This window comes from Streptomyces sp. NPDC002643 (assembly GCF_053592555.1).
In genome coordinates this window covers 182,752-205,026 of sequence record NZ_JBSFVY010000003.1, presented here as the reverse complement: position 1 = coordinate 205,026, position 22,275 = coordinate 182,752, and the positions used below count along the sequence as shown (strand labels likewise).

16 protein-coding genes are annotated in these 22,275 nt (G+C 71.0%); 5 read left to right on the top strand and 11 right to left on the bottom strand.

Annotated features, from left to right (window positions below; translation table 11 throughout):
• Positions 1-27: 27 nt before the first annotated feature.
• Positions 28-978, top strand: coding sequence for an NAD(P)/FAD-dependent oxidoreductase (locus ACWD4G_RS05685; protein WP_451290921.1), 951 nt, complete (start codon positions 28-30; stop codon positions 976-978).
• A 243-nt stretch (positions 979-1,221) separates the two neighbouring features.
• Here ACWD4G_RS05685 and ACWD4G_RS05680 read toward each other — a convergent pair whose 3' ends face one another.
• The 3 genes from ACWD4G_RS05680 to ACWD4G_RS05670 form a co-directional block, all read right to left on the bottom strand.
• On the bottom strand, positions 1,222-2,946 hold the full coding sequence (locus ACWD4G_RS05680) for a BCCT family transporter (RefSeq protein WP_451290920.1): 1,725 nt from the start codon (positions 2,944-2,946) through the stop codon (positions 1,222-1,224).
• Between the two features lie 83 nt (positions 2,947-3,029).
• Complete coding sequence (locus tag ACWD4G_RS05675) at positions 3,030-4,343, bottom strand: M14 family metallopeptidase (RefSeq protein ID WP_451290919.1); 1,314 nt, start codon at positions 4,341-4,343, stop codon at positions 3,030-3,032.
• Positions 4,340-6,328, bottom strand: a complete 1,989-nt coding sequence (locus ACWD4G_RS05670) for a Xaa-Pro dipeptidyl-peptidase (protein WP_451290918.1) — start codon at positions 6,326-6,328, stop codon at positions 4,340-4,342. The genes ACWD4G_RS05675 and ACWD4G_RS05670 overlap by 4 nt, the downstream gene beginning before the upstream one ends.
• A gap of 225 nt (positions 6,329-6,553) precedes the next feature.
• Between ACWD4G_RS05670 and ACWD4G_RS05665 the strand changes: the two genes are divergently transcribed.
• A complete protein-coding gene (locus tag ACWD4G_RS05665; protein WP_451290917.1) occupies positions 6,554-8,050 on the top strand; it encodes a M1 family metallopeptidase in 1,497 nt (498 codons plus the stop codon).
• Between the two features lie 116 nt (positions 8,051-8,166).
• Here ACWD4G_RS05665 and ACWD4G_RS05660 read toward each other — a convergent pair whose 3' ends face one another.
• From ACWD4G_RS05660 to ACWD4G_RS05650, 3 genes are all read right to left on the bottom strand, one after another.
• Positions 8,167-8,643 carry a F0F1 ATP synthase subunit B family protein gene (locus ACWD4G_RS05660; protein WP_451290916.1) on the bottom strand — a complete coding sequence of 159 codons (477 nt, stop codon included), beginning with the start codon at positions 8,641-8,643 and terminating at the stop codon, positions 8,167-8,169.
• Between the two features lie 113 nt (positions 8,644-8,756).
• On the bottom strand, positions 8,757-9,236 hold the full coding sequence (locus ACWD4G_RS05655) for a macro domain-containing protein (protein WP_451290915.1): 480 nt from the start codon (positions 9,234-9,236) through the stop codon (positions 8,757-8,759).
• A gap of 69 nt (positions 9,237-9,305) precedes the next feature.
• Positions 9,306-10,031 carry an SDR family NAD(P)-dependent oxidoreductase gene (locus tag ACWD4G_RS05650; protein WP_451290914.1) on the bottom strand — a complete coding sequence of 242 codons (726 nt, stop codon included), beginning with the start codon at positions 10,029-10,031 and terminating at the stop codon, positions 9,306-9,308.
• A gap of 265 nt (positions 10,032-10,296) precedes the next feature.
• Between ACWD4G_RS05650 and ACWD4G_RS05645 the strand changes: the two genes are divergently transcribed.
• The 3 genes from ACWD4G_RS05645 to ACWD4G_RS05635 are packed head-to-tail and all read left to right on the top strand — an operon-like array spanning position 10,297 to position 13,930.
• Positions 10,297-11,238 (top strand): ABC transporter permease, encoded by a 942-nt coding sequence (locus ACWD4G_RS05645; protein WP_451290913.1) that lies wholly within the window; start codon positions 10,297-10,299, stop codon positions 11,236-11,238.
• A 51-nt stretch (positions 11,239-11,289) separates the two neighbouring features.
• On the top strand, positions 11,290-12,357 hold the full coding sequence (locus ACWD4G_RS05640; RefSeq protein ID WP_451290912.1) for a sugar ABC transporter substrate-binding protein: 1,068 nt from the start codon (positions 11,290-11,292) through the stop codon (positions 12,355-12,357).
• Between the two features lies 1 nt (position 12,358).
• A complete protein-coding gene (locus ACWD4G_RS05635) occupies positions 12,359-13,930 on the top strand; it encodes a sugar ABC transporter ATP-binding protein (protein ID WP_451290911.1) in 1,572 nt (523 codons plus the stop codon).
• Between the two features lie 132 nt (positions 13,931-14,062).
• Here the strand turns inward: ACWD4G_RS05635 and ACWD4G_RS05630 are convergent, their stop codons facing one another.
• The 5 genes from ACWD4G_RS05630 to ACWD4G_RS05610 form a co-directional block, all read right to left on the bottom strand.
• Positions 14,063-14,830 carry an IclR family transcriptional regulator gene (locus ACWD4G_RS05630; RefSeq protein ID WP_451290910.1) on the bottom strand — a complete coding sequence of 256 codons (768 nt, stop codon included), beginning with the start codon at positions 14,828-14,830 and terminating at the stop codon, positions 14,063-14,065.
• 158 nt (positions 14,831-14,988) lie between these two features.
• Positions 14,989-16,692, bottom strand: coding sequence for a thiamine pyrophosphate-binding protein (locus ACWD4G_RS05625; protein ID WP_451290909.1), 1,704 nt, complete (start codon positions 16,690-16,692; stop codon positions 14,989-14,991).
• A 692-nt stretch (positions 16,693-17,384) separates the two neighbouring features.
• Positions 17,385-19,562, bottom strand: coding sequence for a 3-hydroxyacyl-CoA dehydrogenase NAD-binding domain-containing protein (locus tag ACWD4G_RS05620; protein WP_451290908.1), 2,178 nt, complete (start codon positions 19,560-19,562; stop codon positions 17,385-17,387).
• A 51-nt stretch (positions 19,563-19,613) separates the two neighbouring features.
• Positions 19,614-20,828 (bottom strand): acetyl-CoA C-acetyltransferase, encoded by a 1,215-nt coding sequence (locus ACWD4G_RS05615; RefSeq protein ID WP_451290907.1) that lies wholly within the window; start codon positions 20,826-20,828, stop codon positions 19,614-19,616.
• An 82-nt stretch (positions 20,829-20,910) separates the two neighbouring features.
• Positions 20,911-22,152 (bottom strand): CaiB/BaiF CoA transferase family protein, encoded by a 1,242-nt coding sequence (locus tag ACWD4G_RS05610; protein WP_451290906.1) that lies wholly within the window; start codon positions 22,150-22,152, stop codon positions 20,911-20,913.
• Between the last annotated feature and the right edge of the window lie 123 nt (positions 22,153-22,275).

Sequence of the window (22,275 nt, the reverse complement as noted above, 5' to 3'; positions counted from 1 at the left end):
CATGACATATTCCGCTAACGTCCCTTCGTGACCGATGAATCGAACAGCGATGTGATCGTGGTCGGTGGCGGAGTCGTCGGGTTGACGACGGCCGTCGTCCTCGCGGAGCGCGGCAGACGGGTACGGATCTGGACACGGGAGCCGGCGGAGCGCACGACGTCCGCCGTCGCGGGCGGACTGTGGTGGCCGTACCGCATCGAACCGGAGGCGCTCGTCGGCGAGTGGGCGCTCGAATCACTCACCGTGTACAAGGAGTTGGCGGCGCGTCCGGACGACACGGGCGTACGCATGGTCGAGGGCGTACACGGCGGGACGACGTTGGACGGGCTCGGTGACTGGGCGTCACGAGTAGCGGGGCTGCGGGCGGCGACGGCCGAGGAGTACGCCGGGACCGGGCTGTGGGCGCGGCTGCCGGTGATAGACATGCCGGTCCATCTGCGGTGGCTGCGCGAGCGGTTCGCCGCGGCGGGCGGGGTGGTCGAGGAACGTACGGTCCTCGACCTCGCCGAGGTCCCCGCGCGGGTCGTCGTCAACTGCACGGGGCTCGGCTCCCGGAACCTGGTACCGGATGCGTCGGTACGGCCGATTCGTGGGCAGCTGGTCGTCGTGGAGAACCCCGGAGTCACCACCTGGCTCACGTCGGTGGACGGGCCGGGTGCGAAGAGTACGTACTTCATACCGCAGCCGGGTGGGTTGATTCTCGGAGGTACGGCGGAGGACGACGTGTGGTCGTTGACGCCCGATCCTGTGATCGCCGAGGAGATCGTGCGGCGGTGTGCGGTGCTCCGGCCGGAGATCGCGGGGGCGCGGGTGCTTGAGCATCGGGTTGGGCTGCGGCCGGCTCGGGCGGGGGTGCGGTTGGAGAAAGTGCCTCTGGCAGGGGGGCGGGTGTTGGTGCACAACTATGGGCATGGTGGGGCGGGGGTGACTGTTGCTTGGGGGTGTGCGTCTGAAGTTGCGGGGTTGGTTGGCGGGTAGGGGTGGGGTTGAACGGCCGGTTCGCGGGCTGCGGGTTGTGGGGGCTGGTCGCGCCCACGCGGCGGAGCCGCATATTGACACAGCCCCGCGCCCCTCTTGGGCCTTCGGCCCATCAAGGGGCGGGACCCACGTCCCAAACTCAGCCCCGCACCCCAAACTCAGCCCCACGTCCCAAACTCAGCACCCCACACCCGCATCGCAGGTGAACACCCCCGATCAGAAGTGCGCCCCCCGTCCAGCCCCCTACTCCACCCGATGCCCGATCGGGTCGCCCTCCACCTCCGTGCCCTGGCCCGGGCCGACTCTCAGCTCGAATTCGCCGTCGTAGCGTTGGTGGCCCTGGACCACGGCCAGTTCGACGGCTGCCGAGGCCATTTCCTCGCGGACGACGATCGGGTCGCGGCGGAGGTCGCGCATCAGGGCGACGCACATGCCGATCATGACGAGGACGAAGGGGGCGGCGGCCAGGATCGTAAGGTTCTGGAGGCCGTTGAGGGCGTCGCCCTGGCCGCTGCCCACCAGGAGCATGATCGCGGCGACGGCCCCGGTGACCACGCCCCAGAAGACGACAACGAAGCGGCCGGGTTCGAGGGCGCCGCGTTGTGAGAGCGTGCCCATGACGATGGAGGCGGCGTCGGCGCCGGAGACGAAGAAGATGCCGACGAGGATCATCACGAGCAGGCTGCTGACGGTGGCGATGGGGAACTCGTGGAGGACGGCGAAGAGCTGGCCCTCGGGGGTGGACTCGTCGCCGAGTCGGTCCTGTCGCTGGAGCCGCATCGACGTGCCGCCGAAGACGGCGAACCAGACGAGGCTGACCGTGCTGGGGACGAGGATGACCCCGCCGACGAACTGGCGGATGGTGCGGCCCCGGCTGATGCGGGCGATGAACATACCGACGAACGGCGTCCAGGAGATCCACCACGCCCAGTAGAAGACGGTCCAGCCGCTGAGCCAGTCGGCCACGCCGTCGCCGCCCGACGCCTCGGTGCGGCCCGCGAGTTGGGGCAGATCGCCCAGGTAGGAGAAGACCGAGGTCGGCAGGAGGTCGAGGATCAGGATCGTCGGGCCCGCGACGAAGACGAAGACGGCGAGCAGCAGGGCCAGCACCATGTTGATGTTGGACAGCCACTGGATGCCCTTCTCCACACCGGAGACCGCGGAGGCCACGAACGCCAGGGTCAGTACGGCGATGATGGCGACGAGCAGTCCGGTGCTCACCTTCTCCATCCAGCCCAACTCCCGTACGCCGGAGCCGATCTGGAGCGCGCCCAGGCCGAGAGAGGCGGCGGAGCCGAAGATGGTGGCGACGATCGCGAGGATGTCGATGATCCGGCCGCCGGTGCCGTTCGCGTGTTTCTCGCCGATCAGCGGGGTGAAGACGGCGCTGATGGTCTGGCGTCGGCGTTTGCGGAAGGTGCTGTAGGCGATGGCGAGGCCCACCACGGCGTAGATCGCCCAGGGGTGCAGCGTCCAGTGGAAGAGCGTGGTGGCCATCGCGGTCTCCATGCGCTCGCCGGGGCCCTGGGGGTCGGTGCCGGGCGGGGGCGCGGTGTAGTGCGCGAGGGGCTCGCTGACGCCGTAGAACATCAGGCCGATGCCCATGCCCGCGCTGAACATCATGGCGACCCAGGAGACCGTGCGGAACTCGGGCTTCTCGCCGTCGACGCCGAGGTGGATGCGGCCGTAGCGGCTGAGCGCGAGCCAGAGGGCGAAGATCACGAAGCAGGAGGCGGCCAGCATGAAGGCCCAGCCGCCGTTGTGGATCAGACCGCTCAGCAGCTTGCCGGAGGCGTCTTCGAGCGAGTCGGTGGCGATGGCGCCCCAGAGCACGAAGGCCAGGGTGAGCGCGGCCGTGACCCCGAACACGACACGGTCCGTCCGGGGCCGCCCGCCGCCGGGGAGACCCGCCTCCGATCCCGGAAGCGCGCCTCCCCCGTGGTGGGTGGTGGGGTTGTCGGGCGTCACAAGTGGAACCTTTCCGCAGGTGGCTGGAACTAGCTGCTCCTGCCCACTGAGCCGTACCGCATGTCACGCCGATCCCGACTTTTTCAGCAGGTCGAGTCGGGCTCCCCCTCCGTCAGCCGATACGGCGCCCGCTCGTCGAGGAGCAGGGGCACCAGGGCCCGCATTTGCTGTCGCAGCGGTACGAGAACGCCGTCGTCGTCGCTGGTGGGGCGGGTGCGGACGCCGTGCAGTCGGAGTTCGTCCGCGATGTCTTCGTACTGCTGTTCAGTTAGTCGGTAACCGCACGGTGGGTCCTGGATCACCTCGGTGGGCTCGGCCGGGTCGTTGTCGGCGCCGCCGAGGTAGACCGGGCCGGTGTCGCGCAGTCCGGCGCGTCGGGCCGCACCGGTCGCCGCGTCGACCTGCGGGCCGCGTTCCCCGGCGAAACGGAACAAGCCCTTCAATGCGGTGAGCTGGGAATTCACCCGGCGCACATGGTTGGCCTGCTCCGTGGTGCCGTCCGTCAGAGGCTCCACCCGGCTCTCGATCAGCAAACCGACCGCGTGTTTGACGCCGGTCATGTTCCGCAGGATGCGTTCCTGACCGTCTCCCGCGACCTGGCGGATCGGATCGCCGGTGACGGGGTCGGTCCAGATGCCGTAGGTGCCGGTCGAGTAGCCCGCCGTCCGCGCGGCCGGGCGTACGTACTCCTGGGACAGCCTGGTCGCCTCGGTGTGCACGGCCGCGTCGGTGTTGAGGTTGCGCGGCCAGAGGTCGAACAGGTCCTTGTCGTAGTACTGGGGTGTGGCCCCGTATTCGTGCAGGTCGTAGACGACGTCCGGCTCGCGGTCGCGCAGGACGGCGGCGAGTGCGCGGGCCTCGGCGGTCTTCAGGGCCAGGTGGTCGCGGTTGATGTCGATGCCGTCGCCGTTGCCCCGGGTGTTCGCGGCCCGGCCGTCCGGGTTGGCGGTGGGCAGGACGAGGATCGTGGTGTCCCTCAGCAGCCGCTCGGTCCGCCGGTCCTCGGTGTGGGCGAGGTCGCGGATCGTGGTGAGGCATGCCTCACGGCCGGAGGGCTCGTCGCCGTGCTGACTGCAGACGAGGAGGACCGTGCGCGAGGTGGGGCGGGTGCCGATGCGTACGAGCCGGAGCGGGCGGTCCTGCTTCGTGGTGCCGATGCGGGTGATCGACACACGCTCGCTCCCCCGGTCCACCGCGGCGAGGAAGTCCTGCTCCTCGGCCTGCGTCGTCCAGCGGGCACCGTCGGTCTGTTCGAACCCAGTGCGCGGCGGAGTGGTGGCGTCAGCGGCCGTGTACGCGGAGGTCGGCTGATCCCCCGCCGCGTACGCGGGGGTCGTCAGGAGGGGCGCGGCGAGGGCGGCGGTTGCGATCAGCGTCGCCGCACTGGCGGCCTTCATTCGTCACCACCGGAGGCGCTGACGGCCTCGCCCGGTACTCGGGCTGCCCGGCTCGGGTCGCGTACGCCGTCGAGGACGGACGGCTCGGGTGCCTTGCCCATGGCGCCCGCGGTGGCCTGAGCAAAGGCGCCGGCGCCGCCGACCAGCGGTACCCGGGCGGAGGTGCGCTTGAGGTCGAGCGTCAGGGTGGGGGTCGTCGACGGCGGGTCGATGAGGTCTTTGTCGGTGCCCGCGATGATCAGGGCGAGACGGTGGCCCGCCGGGACGACATGGTCGGTGGCGTGCAGATCGAGGGTGATCGTGTACGGGGTGCCGGGGGTCAACGGGGCTCCCGTGGTGGAGGAGTGGTTGCCGAGGTCGGCCCAGCCCCGGCTGACGATCGTGTAGTCGACGTCGGCGGTCTTCGCCCTGGTCTCCCGGAAGCAGGAGCTGTCCCCGGTGGTGCTCGGGCCCCAGCAGGTGCGCTCGGTGAGGGTGGTGATGCCTTCGCCGACGCCGGCGTAGTCGCGGATGGTGTCCGGGCCGAGGTCGACCAGGACGGCCGAGAGATGGGCCGTGGAGGTGGTCGGGGTGGCGGTGACGGTCACCTTGGAGGAGCCGGACACACGGACGTCCCGGGTGAGGGTCGGGGTGACGAAGCCGGCCTTCTCCGGGGTGGACCGGTCGACATACGCCGCCCAGTCGGTCTCGCTAAGCGCCGGGTTGTCGGTGAAGGTCTCGGTGCCGGACCGCTGGCGCAGGCCGAGGGTGCCCACGCCCGGCTGGGTGCCCTCGGCCGGGCGGAGGGTCGTGGTCCCGGTGCCCCGGGGCGGCCAGACGTTCGATGTCTCCCACTGGTCGGGGTGGCGTTCGATGTCGGCCATGGGCTCGTCGTCGATGCCGTTGTCGTAGCCGAGGAGTTCATGGTCGAACCAGCGGTGCAGGGTGTCGACCCACTCGGCGCGGCGGAAGTCGAAGGGGTCCACATGGCCGGTCTGGGAGAGCCAGATCTTGCGCTCGACTCCGTGCTCGGCGAGAGCGTCCCACCACTGGCCGAAGTGCTTGGGCCGGACATTGAGGTCCTGCTGACCGTGGATCACGAAAACGCTGGCGTCGATCTTCCGGACGTCCTTGACGTGGTCGCGCTCCGTCCACAGCGGGGTCCAGTCGCCGGTGCGCGGGGCGCCGTCGACGAGTTGCTGCTGGATATGGCCGCACTTGGCGCGGGCGTCGGGGCTCTCGACATAGTCGGAGAGCCACTCGGGGCCGGAGTCGTAGAGCGGGGCGCCCTGGGCGAAGTAGTAGTCGTACCAGGAGGAGATGGCGCCGATCGGGACGATGGTCTCCAGGCCCTCGACGCCGGTCGCGGCCACTCCGTTGGCGACGGTGCCGTCGTAACTCTTGCCGATCATGCCGGTCCTGCCGTTGGTCCAGTCGGCCTCGGCCTTCGTGGCGCCCGTGCGGGTGGTGTAGGCGGTGCCCCGGCCGCCCAGCCAGTCGACGACCGCCTTGGCGGACTGGATGTCGGAGCGGCCGCCGACGTCGACACAGCCGTCGGAGCGATTGGTTCCGGCCAGGTCGACGGCGACGAAGGCGTAGCCGCGCGGCACGAAGTAGTTGTCGTAGAACAGCGGCATCTGGACGACATTGCCCGCCGCGTCGTACGTCTTGCGCTGTGACTCGTTGCCCCGTCCACAGCAGGAGTAGTAGGGGCTGGCGTCCATGATCACGGGGATCTCGCGGCCCCGGCGGTCGGGTTCACTCGGGCGGACGATGTCGACGGCGACCCGGTCGGCCTTTCCGTCGCGGTCGCCGTCGAGTCCGGTGTCCACCCAGACGGCTTCGCGGATGGCGTTGTCGTACGAGTAGACGGGCTCGCTCTTGCGGGGGGTCGCGGAGTCGGCGACGGCCGGGGTGAGGAAGCCGGCCGTGAGGGCGGCGGTCGTGGCCGCCGTCGCGAGCGTTCTCCAGGTCGTGCAGCACATGCGTCGCACAGGTATCGGCATGCGCGGACGGTACTGCGGTCAACTCCCGTGCAAAAGGGCGCCTGTTGGGGCGCGCGAGGCTTCGGCCATCGTGTGGCTCGAAAGGGGCGTGAGCCGGGGTGGCACATGTCGGCCGAATGGCGATCGTGTGACAGGGGCGGCCATGGACACGGCAGGGGGCACAGGTACTGAATAGGCTCCGCACAGTTTCGCGCGGAACCGTTCTCCGACGACTTGGAGTGATTCGTGCACCGCAGACTCATCGCCCCGGGCGCGTTCGCGGCCGCCCTGCTGCTGGCGGTCCCGGCCTCGGCGGCCGACTACGAGCCCGGTGCGCCGGGGATCGGCGACCCCTACTACCCGGCCTACGGCAACGGCGGTTACGACGTCTCCCACTACGACCTCCGGCTCAAGTACCAGCCGGACACGGACCGGCTCGAAGGCACGGCGACGCTGCTGGCCAGGACCACCGAGAATCTGTCCCGCTTCAACCTGGACTTCCTGCTCGACGTCAGCGAGGTACGGGTCAACGGCGCCGAGGCGGCCTTCGCCACCTCCGGTCAGCACGAGCTGGAGATCACCCCGAGGAACCCACTGCCCAAGGGCACCGAGATCACCGTCGTGGTGCGCTACGCGGGGGTGCCGTCGGCAAAGCAGGCGTACGGCTTCACCAGCTGGCTGCGCACCCCGGACGGCGGTGTCGCGGCGGGCGAGCCCGAGGCGGCCTGGTGGTGGTTCCCGAGCAACGACCATCCGCTGGACAAGGCCACGTACGACGTGTCGGTCCTCGTCCCCGACGGCAACCAGGCGATCTCCAACGGCACGCTGCAGTCGACCAGTTCACGCGCGGGCTGGACCCGCTACAACTGGCGCTCCAACAAACCGCAGGTCACCTATCTCGCCACGCTCGCCATCGGCAAGTTCGACGTCACCACCGGGCGCACCGACAACGGCATCCCGATCATCAACGCGTACAGCAAGGACCTCGGCGACGCCTATGGCGCCGCCCGGGCCAGCGTCGAACGTACGGGCGAGATCGCGGAGTGGCTGACCGAGTACTTCGGGCCGTATCCGTACAACAGCCTTGGGGGGTATGTGCCGAACACACCCCAGGTGGGGTACGCGCTGGAGACGCAGACCCGGCCGTTCTACAGTCCGCGGCAGTTCGGGAACGGGTCGAACGTCTCCGTGGTCGTCCATGAGCTGGCCCATCAGTGGTACGGGGATCTCGTCTCGGTCGCCGGGTGGAGGGACATCTGGATCAACGAGGGGTTCGCCCGGTATGCGCAGTGGCTGTGGTCCGAGCATGAGAACGAGGGGACCGCTCAGGAGATCGCCGACTATGTGTACGCGTCGCATCCGGCCGACGATCCGTTCTGGACCGTGAAGCCGGGGAATCCCGGGCCGGAGAACCAGTTCCATCTCGCCGTGTACGACCGGGGAGCGTTGGCTCTCCAGGCGTTGCGGAACGAGATCGGGGACGAGGCGTTCTTCGAGATTCTGAAGGGGTGGCCGGCGGAGTACGCGCATGGGAACGCGACGGTGGGCGACTTCGTCGCCTATGCCGAGGGGGTTTCCGGGCGGTCACTGGAGGGGGTGTTCGAGACGTGGTTGTTCGAGCCGGTGAAGCCGAAAATGCCTGCGGCAGCGGTGGCTGGGGGCGGGGGTTCGCCCAAGGCGCCTAAGTCCTGGAAGAAGATTGTGGCGACGAACTCCGTTCATGAGCGAGGGCATGAGCACTAATAGCTCGGGGGGTTCGGTTGGTTGTTGGCTGCGGGGCCGTCGTGGCTGGTCGCGCCCACGCGGCGGAGCCGCATATGGACACAGCCCCGCGCCCCTTTGACGGGGGCTTCGCCCCGTCAAGGGCGCGGGTGTGCCCCTGCCTCGATCGGCTCGCCGATGACCTTGCCGGCCAAGTTCGAGGCCAACTCTGCTGCGTAGGTGCGGAGTTCGGCCTCGGCAGTGGTGCGGTCCGTGATGATTTGGGCGTGGCCGTCGCTGAGGATGCGCTGTTGTTCGCGTAGGGCTGCCGCTCGGGCCTCGGCGATGAGGGCGGCGCCCTGTTCGAAGGCCTGCTGGCGGATGCGGGCCGCTTCGTGGCGGGCGTCGGCCAGGGCCGCCGCCACCTCGGCCTGTTTGGCCGCCGCCTCCGCCCGTACCGCTTCGGCCTGGGCCTCGGCTCCCTTGGTGCGGGCCTCGCGTTCGTCCAGGGTGCGCTGCAGACGGGGCAGCAGACGGACGAAGAAGAGGAACACGAGCGCGAACAGCACTACGCCGACGACGAGTTCCGGAACCTTCGGGTTCAGCGGGCCGATGTCCATCGGGATGAGGTCCATGCCGGTGACTTACCCGGTCACCCGCGCGAGGCATCGCACATCTGCGCCAGAGTTGGCCGATAGTCGATCGCCGTTCACCTCGATGGACGTCACTCCGTCCCCATCGGTCCCGGTCAGTCCCCGTGGTCGTAGACCGTCACGGATATGCCTCGCCGAATCAGCCGGTTCAGTACGAGGGGCTCGACCCGCGACCACCTGCCGCCGGCCAGGCCGCAGCCGATGCGGGGCATGTGGACCGAGGCGTCCAGCTCCAGCGCCTTGTCGGCGAGCAGGGCGAGGGACGCGTCGATGGCCTCGTAGCGGACGGGGACGCCCTTGCTGCCCGTGCGGGTGCCGCGCTGGCCTATCAGGTTGGCGACCCAGGTGTGGGGGCCGACCTGGACGAACTGGGCGGCGCCGAGTCCGAAGTCGTTGTGCGCGCGGTCCCGGTGCCAGGCCCGGTACGCCGCCTCCGGCTCCGGCCAGCGACGGGACAGGGCCAGTACGAAGCCCTTGCCCCAGCCGCCCATGTCGTTGCCGACATGCGCGATGACCTTGACGCCCTTGCCCAACGGCACCGTGGCGTCCCCCCGGACGTAAGTGATCCCCGACATGCCCCAACCGTACGGGCCACCACTGACAACGGGCCCGGAGACGGAGGTCCGCGAGAGGCCCCGGACGCCTCACAGGTACGCCGATCCCCCTCCCACATTGAGCGTCTGGCCCGTGAGGAACCCGCTGCCCTCGTCCACCACGTACAGCAGGGTCGAGACCAGGTCGGCCGGTTCCTGGGTCCAGGGGACGGCCTGTTGGGCGCGTACGTACTCGAAGCCGCCGTCGGCGCCGACCGTGCGTTCGGCGGTGGTGGTGCGGACCATGCTGGGGGCGATCGCGTTGACCGTGATGCCGTGGGGGCCGAGGGCCGAGGCGAGGGAACGGGTGAAGCCGATGAGGCCCATCTTGGAGGCGACGTACGGGACCATCGTGGGCGGGGCGGTGAGTACGGCGGCGGAGGCGATGTTGACGACGCGGCCCCAGCCCGCGGCCTTGAGGTGCGGGAGGGCGGCCCGGGTGATCAGGAACGGGGCCTCCAGGTTGACGCGCATGACGCGGCGCCACTCGTTCGGAGTGATGTCCTCGAAGGGTGCCTGGGGGTAGACACCGGCGTTGTTGACCAGGATGTGCAGGGCGCCGAAGTGGTCGACGACCCGTTCGATCGCCTCGCCGGCCTGGTCCTCGTCGGTGACGTCCGCGGTGATCTCGACATAGTCGAGGATCTTGGCGGCGGTCTCCGGTTGCGGGGCGAGGTCGATACCGGCGACCCGGTAGCCGCGGCCCGCGAGCGCTACGGCGAACTCCTGTCCGAGGCCCTGTGCCGCTCCGGTCACCAGGGCGGTCCGTGTCTCCATGGGGCGAGTGTTGACGAGGGGTCAGGCGGTCGGCAAGGGCGCATTTCACTCGCTGGAACGGGCCGGTTGCCGCGTGCGCCGCCGGGGCCGACGCTGCGGTGCGAACCGCCTGACGGGAGCCGCGCCGATGACCGAGACCGAGGGTGTCGTGGACGATACCGGGCGCGCCCGTGGTCAGGGGCGGGGAGCGAGGGGGCTGAGGCTGCCATTCCGGTTGCCCTTCCGGCTACCCTTCAGGCCGCCTTCCCGGCTGCCCCGGCGGATCGTGCGCGACGAGCTGGGTGTGCTGCTGGTGCTGGGGCTGCTGGTCGCGGGCATCGGCATTCCGTATCCCGACTTCCTCGACTCCGGCAATCTGCTCTCCACGGCCCACAACTCGGTCTACATCTCGCTGATGGCGTGCGGCATGGTGTTCGCGCTGGCCATGCGTGAGGTGGATCTGTCGGTGGGCGGCAGCTACGCGATGTGCCTGGTCGTGGGGGCGCTGCTGATCCGGGACGGACTCGCGCCCTGGCTGGCGGTACCGCTGGTACTGCTCACCGGGATCGTGCTCGGGGTGTTCAACGCGCTGGTGACGACCTTGCTCGGGCTGCCGTCGTTCATCGTGACGCTGGGCACGCTGATGCTGTACCGGGGAGTCGGGCTGGCGCTGGCCGACGGCAAGCAGATCACCGATCTGCCGCTGGACGACTCGTTCTTCACACTCGCGGGCGGTGACGCGGGAGGGATGCCCTTCGCGCTGTGGGTGCTGCTGGCCGTGATCGTGGTGCTCGCGGTGGTGCTGGCCCGCACCCGCTTCGGCGCGCGGGTGCGGGCCATCGGCTCCAATCCGGACGCCGCCGAGTTCAGCGGAATTCCCGTGGTCCGAACGCGGGTTCAGGCACTCGGGCTCTCCGGGCTGACCACCGCCTGCGCGGCCGTGCTGGCGCTGGCCTTCTACGGTGCCGGCGATCCGACGCTCGGGCAGGGCTACGAGTTGCAGGCGATCGCCGCGTGCATCATCGGCGGCACCCCGCTGGCGGGCGGCCGGGGCTCGGTGGTCGGGGCGGTCGCCGGGGCGATGATCCTCTCCGTCGTGGCCGCCGGGCTGGTGTTCTTCGAAGTACCCATCAACTGGACGTCGTTCGCCACCGGCGGCGTCATCCTCGTCGCCGTGGCCGCCGACAGCGCGCTGCGCCGCACGGGGCGCCGACGCCGACGCGAGTGAACACACAGCAACGCCGATGCCCTGTGAGCCGCTCCCCCTTGGAGGCCCCTGATGCACCCCCGAGTCCGTACGGTGGCCGCCGCCCTCGGCGTCCTGGTTCTGCTGGGTGCCGCCGGGTGCGGCGAGAGCGGTGGCGCCGGAGGCGGAGGCGGCGAGTTGAACATGGGCATCGCCGTGGCCAACATCAGTCTGAACTTCGCCCATGAGATGGTCCTCGGTGCCGAGAGCGCGGCCGAGCACGCCGGGGACGTCGACTTCAAGGCGGTCGGCCCGCCCAACACCGACGGCCCCGCCGAGGTGCAGCTCTTCCAGAACCTCACCACCCGCGCCAAGGACGGCATCGTCCTGGAGAACCTGGACCCGCCGCTGTTCACCCGCCCCGCCGCCCGCGCCGTGGACCAGGGCATCCCCATCGTCGCCCTCGACACCTCCCCCACCGACGGCAGCAAGGTCGGCTTCTACGTCGGCAACGACAACTACGCGCTGGGCGAGCTGATGGCGAAGGAGGCGCTGAAGCGGCTCGGCGACGACCCGAAGGGCGAGATCGTCATCGGCGTGCCCAACCCCGGCACACCCGTTCTCGACAACCGGGCCAAGGGCATCGCCGACACCTTCGCGAAGGAGGCGCCGGACGTGAAGGTGCTCGGCCCCTTCCAGACGTACAGCGACCCCGGCCAGAACCACAACGCCTGGTCCTCGCAGGTGAACGCGCACCCCGACGCCCTCGCCTTCCTCGGCGTCGGCGACGCCGACAGCTACAACCTCGCGAAGATCAAGAAGTCGAGTGACGGCACATGGCTCTCGGCCGGCTTCGACGTGGACCCCAAGACCCTCGACGCGGTCAAGGACGGCTCCAACTTCGTCACCATCGACCCCCAGCACTTCCTCAAGGGCTATCTCTCCACCGCGATCCTCATCGAGTCGGTCCGCGGACACGACGGCGAGCTCCCCGACGGCTGGTTCCTCTCCCCCGGCGGCGTCGTCGACTCCTCCAACATCGACGAGATCATCGCCCGCCAGAAGTCCGCCGAGGCCGCGTACGACTGGTACAAGCCGACCATCGACAAACTCCTCGGCGACCAGGAGGCGCAGATGCGCCCCCTGAAGGACGCGCGCTGAGATGACGTACGACGGGCGGGGCGAGCACGGCGACGGCGGCAGGGTCGAGCGGCCTGGCGGGACGGGCGAACCCGGTGGCTTCGGGGATGTGCTGGTGGCGCAAGGGCTGGTCAAGTCGTACGGCGGGGTACGGGCGTTGGCCGGGGTGGGCATACGGCTGCGGGGCGGGGAGGTGCATGCGCTGGTCGGGGAGAACGGGGCGGGCAAGTCGACACTGGTGCGGATTCTGTCGGGTGTGCTGGCGCCGGACGCGGGGGCGGTGCGGCTGGCGAAGGGCGCCCGGATCGCCGTCGTGTCCCAGGAGCTGAGCCTGTTCCCGGATCTGACCGTGCGCGAGAACCTCTTCCCGCACCGCCCTCCCCGCCGCTTCGGTCTGCTCGACCGGGGCGCGATGGACCGCGCCGCCGGTCCGGTCCTCACCGAACTCGGCCTGGACGTCGACCCGTCCGTACGGCTCGGTGAACTGCCGCTCGCCGACCAGCAGTTGACGGAGATCGCGCGGGCGCTGCTGTGGCGGCCGAAGGTGCTGGTGCTGGACGAGCCGACGTCCGCGCTGCCGGCCGCCGCCGTGGACCGGCTCGAACGGGTGCTGCGCACACTCACCGGTCAGGGCATCGCCGTCCTCTACGTCACCCACTTCCTGGAGGAGGTGATGCGGCTCGCCCAGCGGGTCACCGTGCTGCGGGACGGGCGGGTCGCGGTGCCGGGAGTACGGCGTGCGGAGACGGATGTGCCGGAGCTGGTGACGGCGATGCTGGGCGGTCGCCCGCCGGAGGCGTCGCGCCGGGCCCGGGACGAGGGGGTGCTTTCGAAGGCGGAGACGGGTGCCGAGGGGGCGCCGCCGGTGGTGCTGGCCGGGGTGAGCGTTCCGGGACGGCTCGCCGATGTCGACCTCGCCGTGCGGGCCGGTGAGGTGGTGGGGGTGGCCGGGCTCCAGGGGGCGGGGCATCTGACCGCGCTGGAGGTGGTGTGCGGTCGTACTGCGGTGTCGGCGGGCCGGGTCGACATCGGTGGGCGCGGGGTGCCGCGCTCGCTGCGGGAGGCGGTACGGGCGGGTGTCGCGTTCGTGCCGAGCGACCGTAAGCGGTACGGGCTGATGACCGAGCGGACGGTCTGGGAGAACGCGACCGCCGTGAGCTGGCTGGGGCTGGGGCGGGGCGGGGTGATGCCGAAGCGGGCCGAACTCGTCCGGCGGACCGATGAGTTGACACGGCGGCTACGGCTACGGGGTGGTCCGCATGACGTCGTGGCCCGGCTGTCCGGTGGCAACCAGCAGAAGGTCGTCTTCGCCAAATGGCTGGCGACCGAGCCGCGCGTCGTCGTACTGGACGATCCCACGCGGGGCGTCGACATCGGCGTACGGGCCGAGATGCATCGGATCATCGGTGAGTTGGCGGGCGACGGCGCGGCCGTTCTGATCGCCTCGACCGACCTCGCCGAGCTGACGGAGGTGTGCGACCGGGTGCTGGTGTTCGCGCGGGGGCGGATCGCGGGCGAGGTGAGCGGGGAGCGGCTGACCGAGCATGGGTTGGCGGTGGCGGTGCAGCGGGGGGATGGCCTGCCGAAGGGGTAGGCACCGTCGCACCGTCGCTCGGGGAGCGCGTCCGGGAACCGGATGAGTGGGGGGACCGGTCAAGTGGTCCGGCCGGCAAGGCTCGGCAGCCGGTCAGGGTAGGGAAAGAGGCGGGACGAGTGGGGCAGTCGGTCAGGCCGACAAGGCTCGGGTCAGAGCCTGGGCCGCCGCGCAGACTCGGGGGCCGATGCGGTCGACGTCCAGGCGGCGGGTGCCTCCGGTGACGGAGATGGCGGCTATCGGGCGGGGGGCGGAGGCGGTTCCGTCGCGGGGTTCGCGCGGTTCGCGGGAGTAGACGGGGGCCGCGATCGCGGAGATGCCGATCTCGGCCTCTTCCAGGTTGACGCCATAGCCGCGGGCGCGGGTGCGGGCGAGGTCGCGGGCGAGCTGGCCCGGCAGGACGAGGGTACGGGGGGTCAGACGGAGCAGGGTGAGGTGGGGTGGCCGGGGGTCGTGGGCGAGGAACACCTTGCCGGTGGCGGTGCAGTGCGCGGGCAGCCGGCCGCCGGTGCGGGACACGATCGGGGTCGCCCGGCGGCTGGTGATCTTCTGCAGGAACAGCGTGTCCGCCCCGTCCGGCACGGCGAGGTGCACGTTCTCATGGGTCGCCTCGTGCAGATCACCGAGGTACGGCAGTGCCGCGTCCCTCAACTCCCGTACGTCGGGCGCCGATTGACCGAGCACGAAGAGGGCGAGCCCGATCCGGTAGCGTCCGTCGGGGGTGCGTTCCACGAGACCGAGGCGGACCATCTCGTTGAGCAGGCGGTGTGCGGTGGGTTTGGGCAGGCCGGTGCACAGGGCGAGTTCGGCGAGAGCGAGCGGGCCGTCGCTCTCCCCGCAGGCGCGCAGCAGCGCCGCGCCACGAGCGAGCACCGACTTCGGAACCGGGCCGTCCGTCATGCACCGATGGTCGGGCCGGACAGTGCGGGTGACAAGGTGTGCGTACCTGTGAGTCACATCGGTTACCGGGGTGTGATTCACGTCCGCCGCCCGTGCGTGCTTCACAGCGGTTGCCGGTGCGTGGTTCACATCGGCTGTCGGTGTCTGCCTCACGCCGGCTACGGGTGCAGTGGTACGTCCACCAGGAGTGGGCTGGTCAACTCCCCTGCTCCGGCGACCAGTTCGCGTAGGTGGTCGGCGCTTCGCGCCCGGACGGACTCGACGCCGAAGAAGTCGGCGGCCTTCGTGAAGTCGAGGGGGCCCAGCTCGGTGCCGGGGCAGGTTCCTCGGCCGCCGATGGCGGTGTAGGTGTCCTGGACGGTGCGGTAGGCGCCGTTGCTCATGACCACGAACAGCGCGGGGGTGTTCTGGCGGGCCGCGCTCCACAGGCCCTGGAGTCCGAAGAGGGTGCAGCCGTCGCCGAGTACCGCGACGACCGGTCGGCCGGGTTCGGCGAGGGATCTGCCGACGGCGGCGCCGATGCCCCAGCCGAGGCCGCCGCCGACGGTGTGGGTGTAGCTGCCGGGGCGGTCGAGGCGGATCAGCCGCCGCAGCAGCAGGCCCACCGTGATGGCCTCCTCGACGACCGTGGCGTCCGGCGGCAGCCCCCGGGCCACGGCGTGGGCGGCGGCCCAGGGGGCGAGCGGCTGGGAGGAGTAGGCGTCGAGGGCGTCGGTCTCGGTGCGGTCCCGCTCGGCCTGGTGGCGCTCGCCCGCCCGGAGCACGCGGGTCTTGGCGAGATGCGGGGGCACCCGGTCCCGCAGCAGTTCGGTAAGGCGGCGCAGGGACGGGGCGAGGCCGCCGACGAGTCCCACGTCGGCGGGGAAGTTGCGGCCGATCTCGTCGGGGTCGGTGTCGAGTTGGACGACCTTGATGCCGGGCGGCAGCGGCGGGCCCGGGGTGTAGTGGTGCGGGGTGAAGGCGTGTGTCCCGACCACGAGCACGGTGTCGTAGGGCCTGAGCGCCTCGCGGATCGCGTCGTGGCGCGGTGGCAGCGTGCCCGCGTAGAGGGGGTGTGTGGTCGGGAAGTTCAGACAGTCCGCCATGGGCTGGTGGTGGACGGGTGCGCCGATCGTCTCGGCGGTGCGGATGAGCGCCGCGAACGCGTCCTCCTCCCGGCCGACCCCGTCTCCGGCGACGATCACGGGGCGGGTCGCGCGGCCGAGGAGTACGGCCGCGCGGTCCAGGCCGGCCGCCGGGCCGGGGGTCGGGGGCGGGGTGCGGGCGGGGACGTCGACCTCGGTGTCCTCGGCCAGCAGGTCCATCGGGACGGACAGGAACACCGGGCCCGCCGGGGGGCGTACGGCGAGGGCGAACGCCCGGCGCAGGGCGAGGGGGAGGTCGGCGGCGTGCTGGACGTCGAACGTCGCCTTCGCCGCCGGGGCGGCGAGGCCCAGGAGGTCGCCGGAGAGCATCGGGTCCTGTTGGAGGTGGCGGCGGTCCTGTTGGCCGGCCATCACGACCAGGGGGGTGCGGGAGCGGCGCGCGTTGAGCAGGCCTATCAGGCCGTTGGCGAGGCCGGCCGCGATGTGCAGGCTCACGAAGGCGGGGCGGTGGGTGGAGCGGGCGTAGCCGTCGGCCATGGCTACGACCGCGCCCTCGTGTACGCCGAGGATGTACTCCGGGGTGGTGGGGGTGTGGGGGGTCTGGCGGGTCTGGCGGGTCTGGCGGGTGGTGGGGGTTTCGGAGGTTTCTGGGGTGTCCGCCGTTGCTGCCAGGGCGGCCAGGAACGGGAGTTCGGTGGTGCCGGGGTTGCCGAAGACGCGGTCCACACCCTCGCTGCGGAGGATGTCCAGGAGGGCCGGGGCGGGGCGGGGTCCCATGGGGGCTCCTCGTGGCAGGGGGGTGGCGGTCCGGTCGCCGGGTGGGGCGGGGGTGGCGGCCGGGGGGCTCGGTCCCGGTCAGCGTCCGGGGTGGGGGGTGGGGGCGGCAAGGTGGGCGTGTCGCTGAGCGATACGTCGCCGGGTGCGGGCGGTTTTTTGCCTCGCCCCCGCCGCCCTTATCCTTCCCGTCCCCAGGGGCTGCGCCCCTTCGACCCCGCCGGGGATCGGGGGGCGGGGGTCGGTTCTTCGGGTGCGGGTGGGTGGGGGCTGGTCGCGCAGTTCCCCGCGCCCCTGAAAAATGCGGGGGCTGCGCCCCGCATTTTTCATCGGCCCACAGACCGGTATCGCAGGCCCGCCGGGCCGTGCCGCAGAGCCGCCGGCCCGTGCTTTCAGGCCGCAGGGCTGTCTTGCCGGGCCGCAGGGCCGTGCATTCAGGGCCGCAGGGCCATCGCCGGGCCGCAGGGCCGTGCTTTCAGGCCGCAGGGCCGTGCCGCAGAGCCGCCGACCCGGGCTTTCAGGCCGCAGGGCTGTCTTGCCGGGCCACAGGCCCGTGCATTCAGGGCCGCAGGGCCGTCTTGCCGGGCCGCAGGGCCGTGCTTTTAAGGGGCGCGGGGAACTGCGCGACCAGCCCCCACCCACCCGCAGCCGCCACACGCCCCCGCCCCCCGAGCTCTCCCGCGCCCGGCCATTCGCTAACCGGCGTCAGAGAACCGCTCTCCCCTCTCCGCCTTTTGCACCAGCAGCCCCGGTGGTGTGAAACGGTCGCCATAGCGGGTGGCCAGTTCGCGGGATCGGGCCACGAAACCCGGCAGGCCGCCCTCGTAGCCGTTGATGTACTGCAGCACACCCCCCGTCCAACCGGGGAAGCCGATGCCGAAGATGGAGCCGATGTTGGCGTCGGCCACCGAGGTGAGGACGCCCTCCTCCAGGAGGCGGACGGTGTCGAGGGCCTCGGAGAAGAGCATGCGTTCCTGCATGTCCTCGAAGGGGATGCGGTGGCCGGGCCGGGTGAAGTGTTCGCGCAGGCCGGGCCAGAGCTTGGCACGGCGGCCGTCGGGGGCGTAGTCGTAGAAGCCCGCTCCGCCGCTGCGGCCCGGGCGGGCGAACTCGTCCACCATGCGGTCGATGACCCGCTCGGCGGGGTGCTCGGTCCACACACCGCCCGCTTCCTCCACCGCCCGCCGGGACTCGGCCCGGATCTTGCGGGGGAGGGTGAGGGTGAGTTCGTCCATCAGGGAGAGGACCTTCGCCGGGTAGCCCGCCTGGGCAGCCGCCTGTTCGATCGACGCGGGCTCGATGCCCTCGCCCACCATCGCCACACCCTCGTTGATGAAGTGGCCGATGACCCGGGAGGTGAAGAACCCCCGGGAGTCGTTGACGACGATCGGGGTCTTCTTGATCTGGCGGACCAGATCGAACGCGCGGGCCAGCGCCTCGTCGCCGGTGCGCTCGCCCTTGATGATCTCGACGAGCGGCATCTTGTCGACCGGTGAGAAGAAGTGCAGGCCGATGAAGTCCGACTGGCGTTCCACACCTTCGGCCAGGGCGGTGATGGGGAGGGTGGAGGTGTTGGAGCACAGCAGGGCGTCCGGCGCCACCACGCTCTCGATCTCCTGGAAGACCTTGTGCTTGAGGGCGGTGTCCTCGAAGACCGCCTCGATCACGGCGTCGCAGCCCGCCAGGTCGCTCACATCGGCGGTGGGGGTGATGCGGGCCAGGAGGGCGTCGGCCTTCTCCAGCGTCGTACGGCCCTTCGCCACGGCCTTGGCGCAGAGCTTCTCCGAGTGGCCCTTGCCCCGCGCGGCGGCCTCCGCGGTGACGTCCTTCAGGACGACGTCGATGCCCGCGCGGGCGCACGAGTACGCGATGCCCGCGCCCATCATTCCGGCGCCGAGCACGGCGACCTTGCGGACCTGGCGTGCCTCGATGCCCTTGGGGCGGTTCACGCCGGAGTTGACCGCCTGGAGGTCGAAGAAGAACGCCTGGATCATGTTCTTCGAGGTCTGCCCCGCCGCCAGTTCGACGAAGTAGCGGGCCTCGATGAGCTGGGCGGTGTCGAAGTCGACCTGGGCGCCCTCGACGGCGGCGGCGAGGATGCGGCGCGGCGCAGGGTAGGGGGCACCGCCCGTCTGCTTGCGCAGGGTGGCGGGGAAGGCGGGCAGGTTCGCCGCGAACTTCGGGTTGGCGGGCGTACCGCCCGGGATGCGGTAGCCGGGCCGGTCCCAGGGCTGCTGGGACTCGGGGTTGGCGTCGATGAAGGCGCGGGCCTTCGCCATCAACTCGTCCTGGTTTGCGGCCACTTCATGGATGAGGCCGTTCTCCAGGGCGCGCTGCGGGGTGTACTGGGTGCCCTGGAGCAGCACCTTCAGCAGGGCGTCGGCGATGCCCATCAGCCGGACCGTGCGGACGACGCCGCCGCCTCCGGGGAGCAGGCCGAGGGTGACCTCGGGGCAGCCGATCTTGGCGCCGGGGGCGTCCAGGGCGATGCGGTGGTGGCAGGCGAGGGAGAGTTCGTAGCCGCCGCCGAGGGCCGCGCCGTTCATCGCGGCGACGACCGGCTTGCCCAGGGTCTCGATACGGCGCAGGTTGCGCTTGATCTCCAGGCCGCCGTCGAGGAGTTCACGAGCGGTGTCGGGCGTGACCCGGATGAGGTCGCGGAGGTCGCCGCCGGCGAAGAAGGTCTTCTTGGCGGAGGTGATGATGACGCCCCGTACGGTGTCCTTCTCGGCCTCCAGGCGGTCGGTGATCACCGCGAGGGACTCACGGAACGCCTGGTTCATGGTGTTCGCGGACTGGTTGGGGTCGTCGAGGACGAGGGTGACGAGGCCGGTGCGGTCCTGTTCCCAGCGGATGGTGGTGCTCTCGGTCATTGCGGGGTCTCCGTAGCTGTGCCGTGGAAGTCTCGTGGTTCCGCAGGGATGTCAGACGCGCTCGACGATCGTCGCCACGCCCATGCCGCCGCCCACGCAGAGGGTGGCGAGGCCGTAGCGCTTGTTCCGGCGCTCCAGTTCGTCGACGAGGGTGCCGAGGATCATCGCTCCGGTGGCGCCCAGCGGGTGGCCGAGGGCGATGGCGCCGCCGTTGACGTTGACCTTGTCCAGCGAGATCCCCATGTCCTTCACGAAGCGCAGGACGACGGCGGCGAAGGCCTCGTTGATCTCGATCAGGTCGATGTCGTCGATGGTGAGGCCGGCCTTGGCGAGGGCCTTGCGGGTGGCGGGGGCGGGGCCGGTGAGCATGATGGTGGGCTCGGAGCCGGAGACCGCCGCCGAGACGATGCGGGCGCGGGGGCGCAGGCCGTAGCGCTCGCCGATCTCCCGGGAGCCGATGGCGACGAGGGAGGCGCCGTCCACGATGCCGGAGGAGTTGCCCGCGTGGTGGACGTGGTCGATCTCCTCGACCCAGTGGTACTCCTGCAGCGCCACCGCGTCGAAGCCGCCCAGTTCGCCGATGTCCGCGAAAGACGGCTTCAGCTTGGCGAGGGAGTCGGCGGTGGTGCCGGGCCGCATGTGCTCGTCGTGGTCGAGGATCACCAGGCCCGCGCCGTCCTTGACGGGGACGACGGAGCTGTCGAACCGGCCGTCCTTCCAGGCCGCCGCCGCCCGCTCCTGGGACAGCGCCGCGTACTCGTCGACATCTCGCCGTGAGAATCCCTCGATCGTGGCGATCAGGTCGGCGCCGATGCCCTGCGGTACGAAGTTGACGGCCAGGTTGGTCATCGGGTCGTTGAACCAGGCGCCGCCGTCCGAGGCCATCGGCACCCGGGACATCGACTCGACGCCGCCCGCGAGCACCAGGTCCTCCCAGCCCGAACGGACCTTCGCGGCGGCCAGGTTGACCGCCTCCAGGCCGGAGGCACAGAAGCGGTTCTCCTGGACGCCGGCCACCGTGTCCGGCAGCCCGGCGGCGATGGCGGCGATACGGGCGATGTCGGAGCCCTGGTCGCCGACCGGGCCCACGACACCGAGCACGATGTCGTCGACGGCGGCCGGGTCGAGGCCCGGGAAGCGGCGCCGGATCTCGTGGATCAGCCCGACGACCAGGTCGATGGGCTTGCTGCCGTGCAGGGCGCCGTTCGCCTTGCCGCGACCGCGCGGGGTGCGGATCGCGTCGTACACATACGCTTCGGTGCTCACGGGCTGGCCTTTCGAGTGCGGGAGGGTGAGGGTCGGGGTGGGGCCGACGGCCGGATGGGTGTCCGGGCCGGACGGGCCGGTGTCAGTCGGTGTGCTCGGAGGGGGCTCCGGTCGGGGCGACGGGCTCCTGGGAAGCGCTGGTCCGGGCAACGGCCTCCCGGGGGCCGCCGTTCGGAGGGACCGTCTCCGCGGCCGTGTCGCCCAGGAGGCCCGGTATGCCCCAGTCGTCGGCCACGTCCGCCGTGTCGGCGCCCGGCTGGGCGGGGCCGCCGCGGATGTGGGTGTGGGTGGCGGAGAAGCGGGGTGCGGGGGCGGGCTGGGTGATGCCGCCGAAGTCGGTGAAGGTGCCCCGGGCCGCGAGATGCGGGTGGTGCGGGGCCTCGCGCAGGGACAGGACCGGGGCGACACAGGCGTCGGAGCCCTCGAAGACGGCCGTCCACTCGTCCCTCGTACGGGTCCGGAAGCGGGCCGCGACCGTCTCGCGCAGTTCGGCCCAGGCGGCCGTGTCCTTGCGGGCCGGTGCCCGGTCCTTGATGCCGAGGAGTTCGATGAACTCCGCGTAGAACTGCTGCTCCAACGCGCCCACGGCGACGTACCGGCCGTCGGCGGTCTCATAGGTGCCGTAGAAGGGGCAGCCGCCGTCGAGGAGGTTGGCGGCGCGGCGGTCCTGCCAGCCGCCGGCGGCGAGCATGCCGTGGATCATCGTGGAGAGGTGGGCGGTGCCGTCGACGATGGCCGCGTCGACGACCTGTCCGGCGCCGGTGGCGCGGGCGTGGTGGAGGGCGGCGAGGACGCCGACGACCAGGTAGAGCGAGCCTCCGGCGTAGTCTCCGAGGAGGTTGGCGGGGGCCGGGGGCGGGGTGCCGGGGGTGCCGATCATGCCGAGGGTGCCGGTCAGGGCGATGTACGCGATGTCGTGCCCGGCGCGCGGGGCGAGGGGGCCCTGCTGGCCCCACCCGGTCATCCGGCCGTAGACGAGCCCGGGGTTGCGGGCGTGGCAGGTCTCGGGGCCGACTCCGAGGCGCTCGGCGACGCCGGGGCGGTAGCCCTCGATGAGGACGTCGGCGCGTTCCACCAGGTCGAGGACGAGGTCCGGGCCCTCGGGGGACTTCAGGTCGACGATCACCGAGCGCTTGTTGCGGTTGGTGACGTCGTACAGGGGGTTGACGGCGAGGCCCGCGCCGCCCGGACGGTCGACGCGGACGACATCGGCGCCGAGGTCGCCGAGGAGCATGGCGGCGAAGGGTCCGGGGCCGATGCCCGCGAGTTCGACCACGCGCACACCGGCGAGCGGACCGTGCACGGGCGTCTTCGCCACTGCCATCGAGCCCCCAAGCTCTGCGACACCGATGATGTAACACCAGTGATGTGAGAAACGACGTCCAGGGCCCACAGACCCTGAATGAGCAAACGCTTAGTCATTGTGACCCAAGGGCGCGGCCACGTC

Coding starts and splice junctions, on each gene's coding strand:
- ACWD4G_RS05610 (WP_451290906.1), bottom strand. CDS start 22,152: ATGGCAGTGGCGAAGACGCCCGTGCACGGTCCGCTCGCCGGTGTGCGC.
- ACWD4G_RS05625 (WP_451290909.1), bottom strand. CDS start 16,692: ATGGGACCCCGCCCCGCCCCGGCCCTCCTGGACATCCTCCGCAGCGAG.
- ACWD4G_RS05670 (WP_451290918.1), bottom strand. CDS start 6,328: ATGCCGATACCTGTGCGACGCATGTGCTGCACGACCTGGAGAACGCTC.
- ACWD4G_RS05620 (WP_451290908.1), bottom strand. CDS start 19,562: ATGACCGAGAGCACCACCATCCGCTGGGAACAGGACCGCACCGGCCTC.
- ACWD4G_RS05635 (WP_451290911.1), top strand. CDS start 12,359: ATGACGTACGACGGGCGGGGCGAGCACGGCGACGGCGGCAGGGTCGAG.
- ACWD4G_RS05660 (WP_451290916.1), bottom strand. CDS start 8,643: ATGGACCTCATCCCGATGGACATCGGCCCGCTGAACCCGAAGGTTCCG.
- ACWD4G_RS05650 (WP_451290914.1), bottom strand. CDS start 10,031: ATGGAGACACGGACCGCCCTGGTGACCGGAGCGGCACAGGGCCTCGGA.
- ACWD4G_RS05655 (WP_451290915.1), bottom strand. CDS start 9,236: ATGTCGGGGATCACTTACGTCCGGGGGGACGCCACGGTGCCGTTGGGC.
- ACWD4G_RS05630 (WP_451290910.1), bottom strand. CDS start 14,830: ATGACGGACGGCCCGGTTCCGAAGTCGGTGCTCGCTCGTGGCGCGGCG.
- ACWD4G_RS05640 (WP_451290912.1), top strand. CDS start 11,290: ATGCACCCCCGAGTCCGTACGGTGGCCGCCGCCCTCGGCGTCCTGGTT.
- ACWD4G_RS05675 (WP_451290919.1), bottom strand. CDS start 4,343: ATGAAGGCCGCCAGTGCGGCGACGCTGATCGCAACCGCCGCCCTCGCC.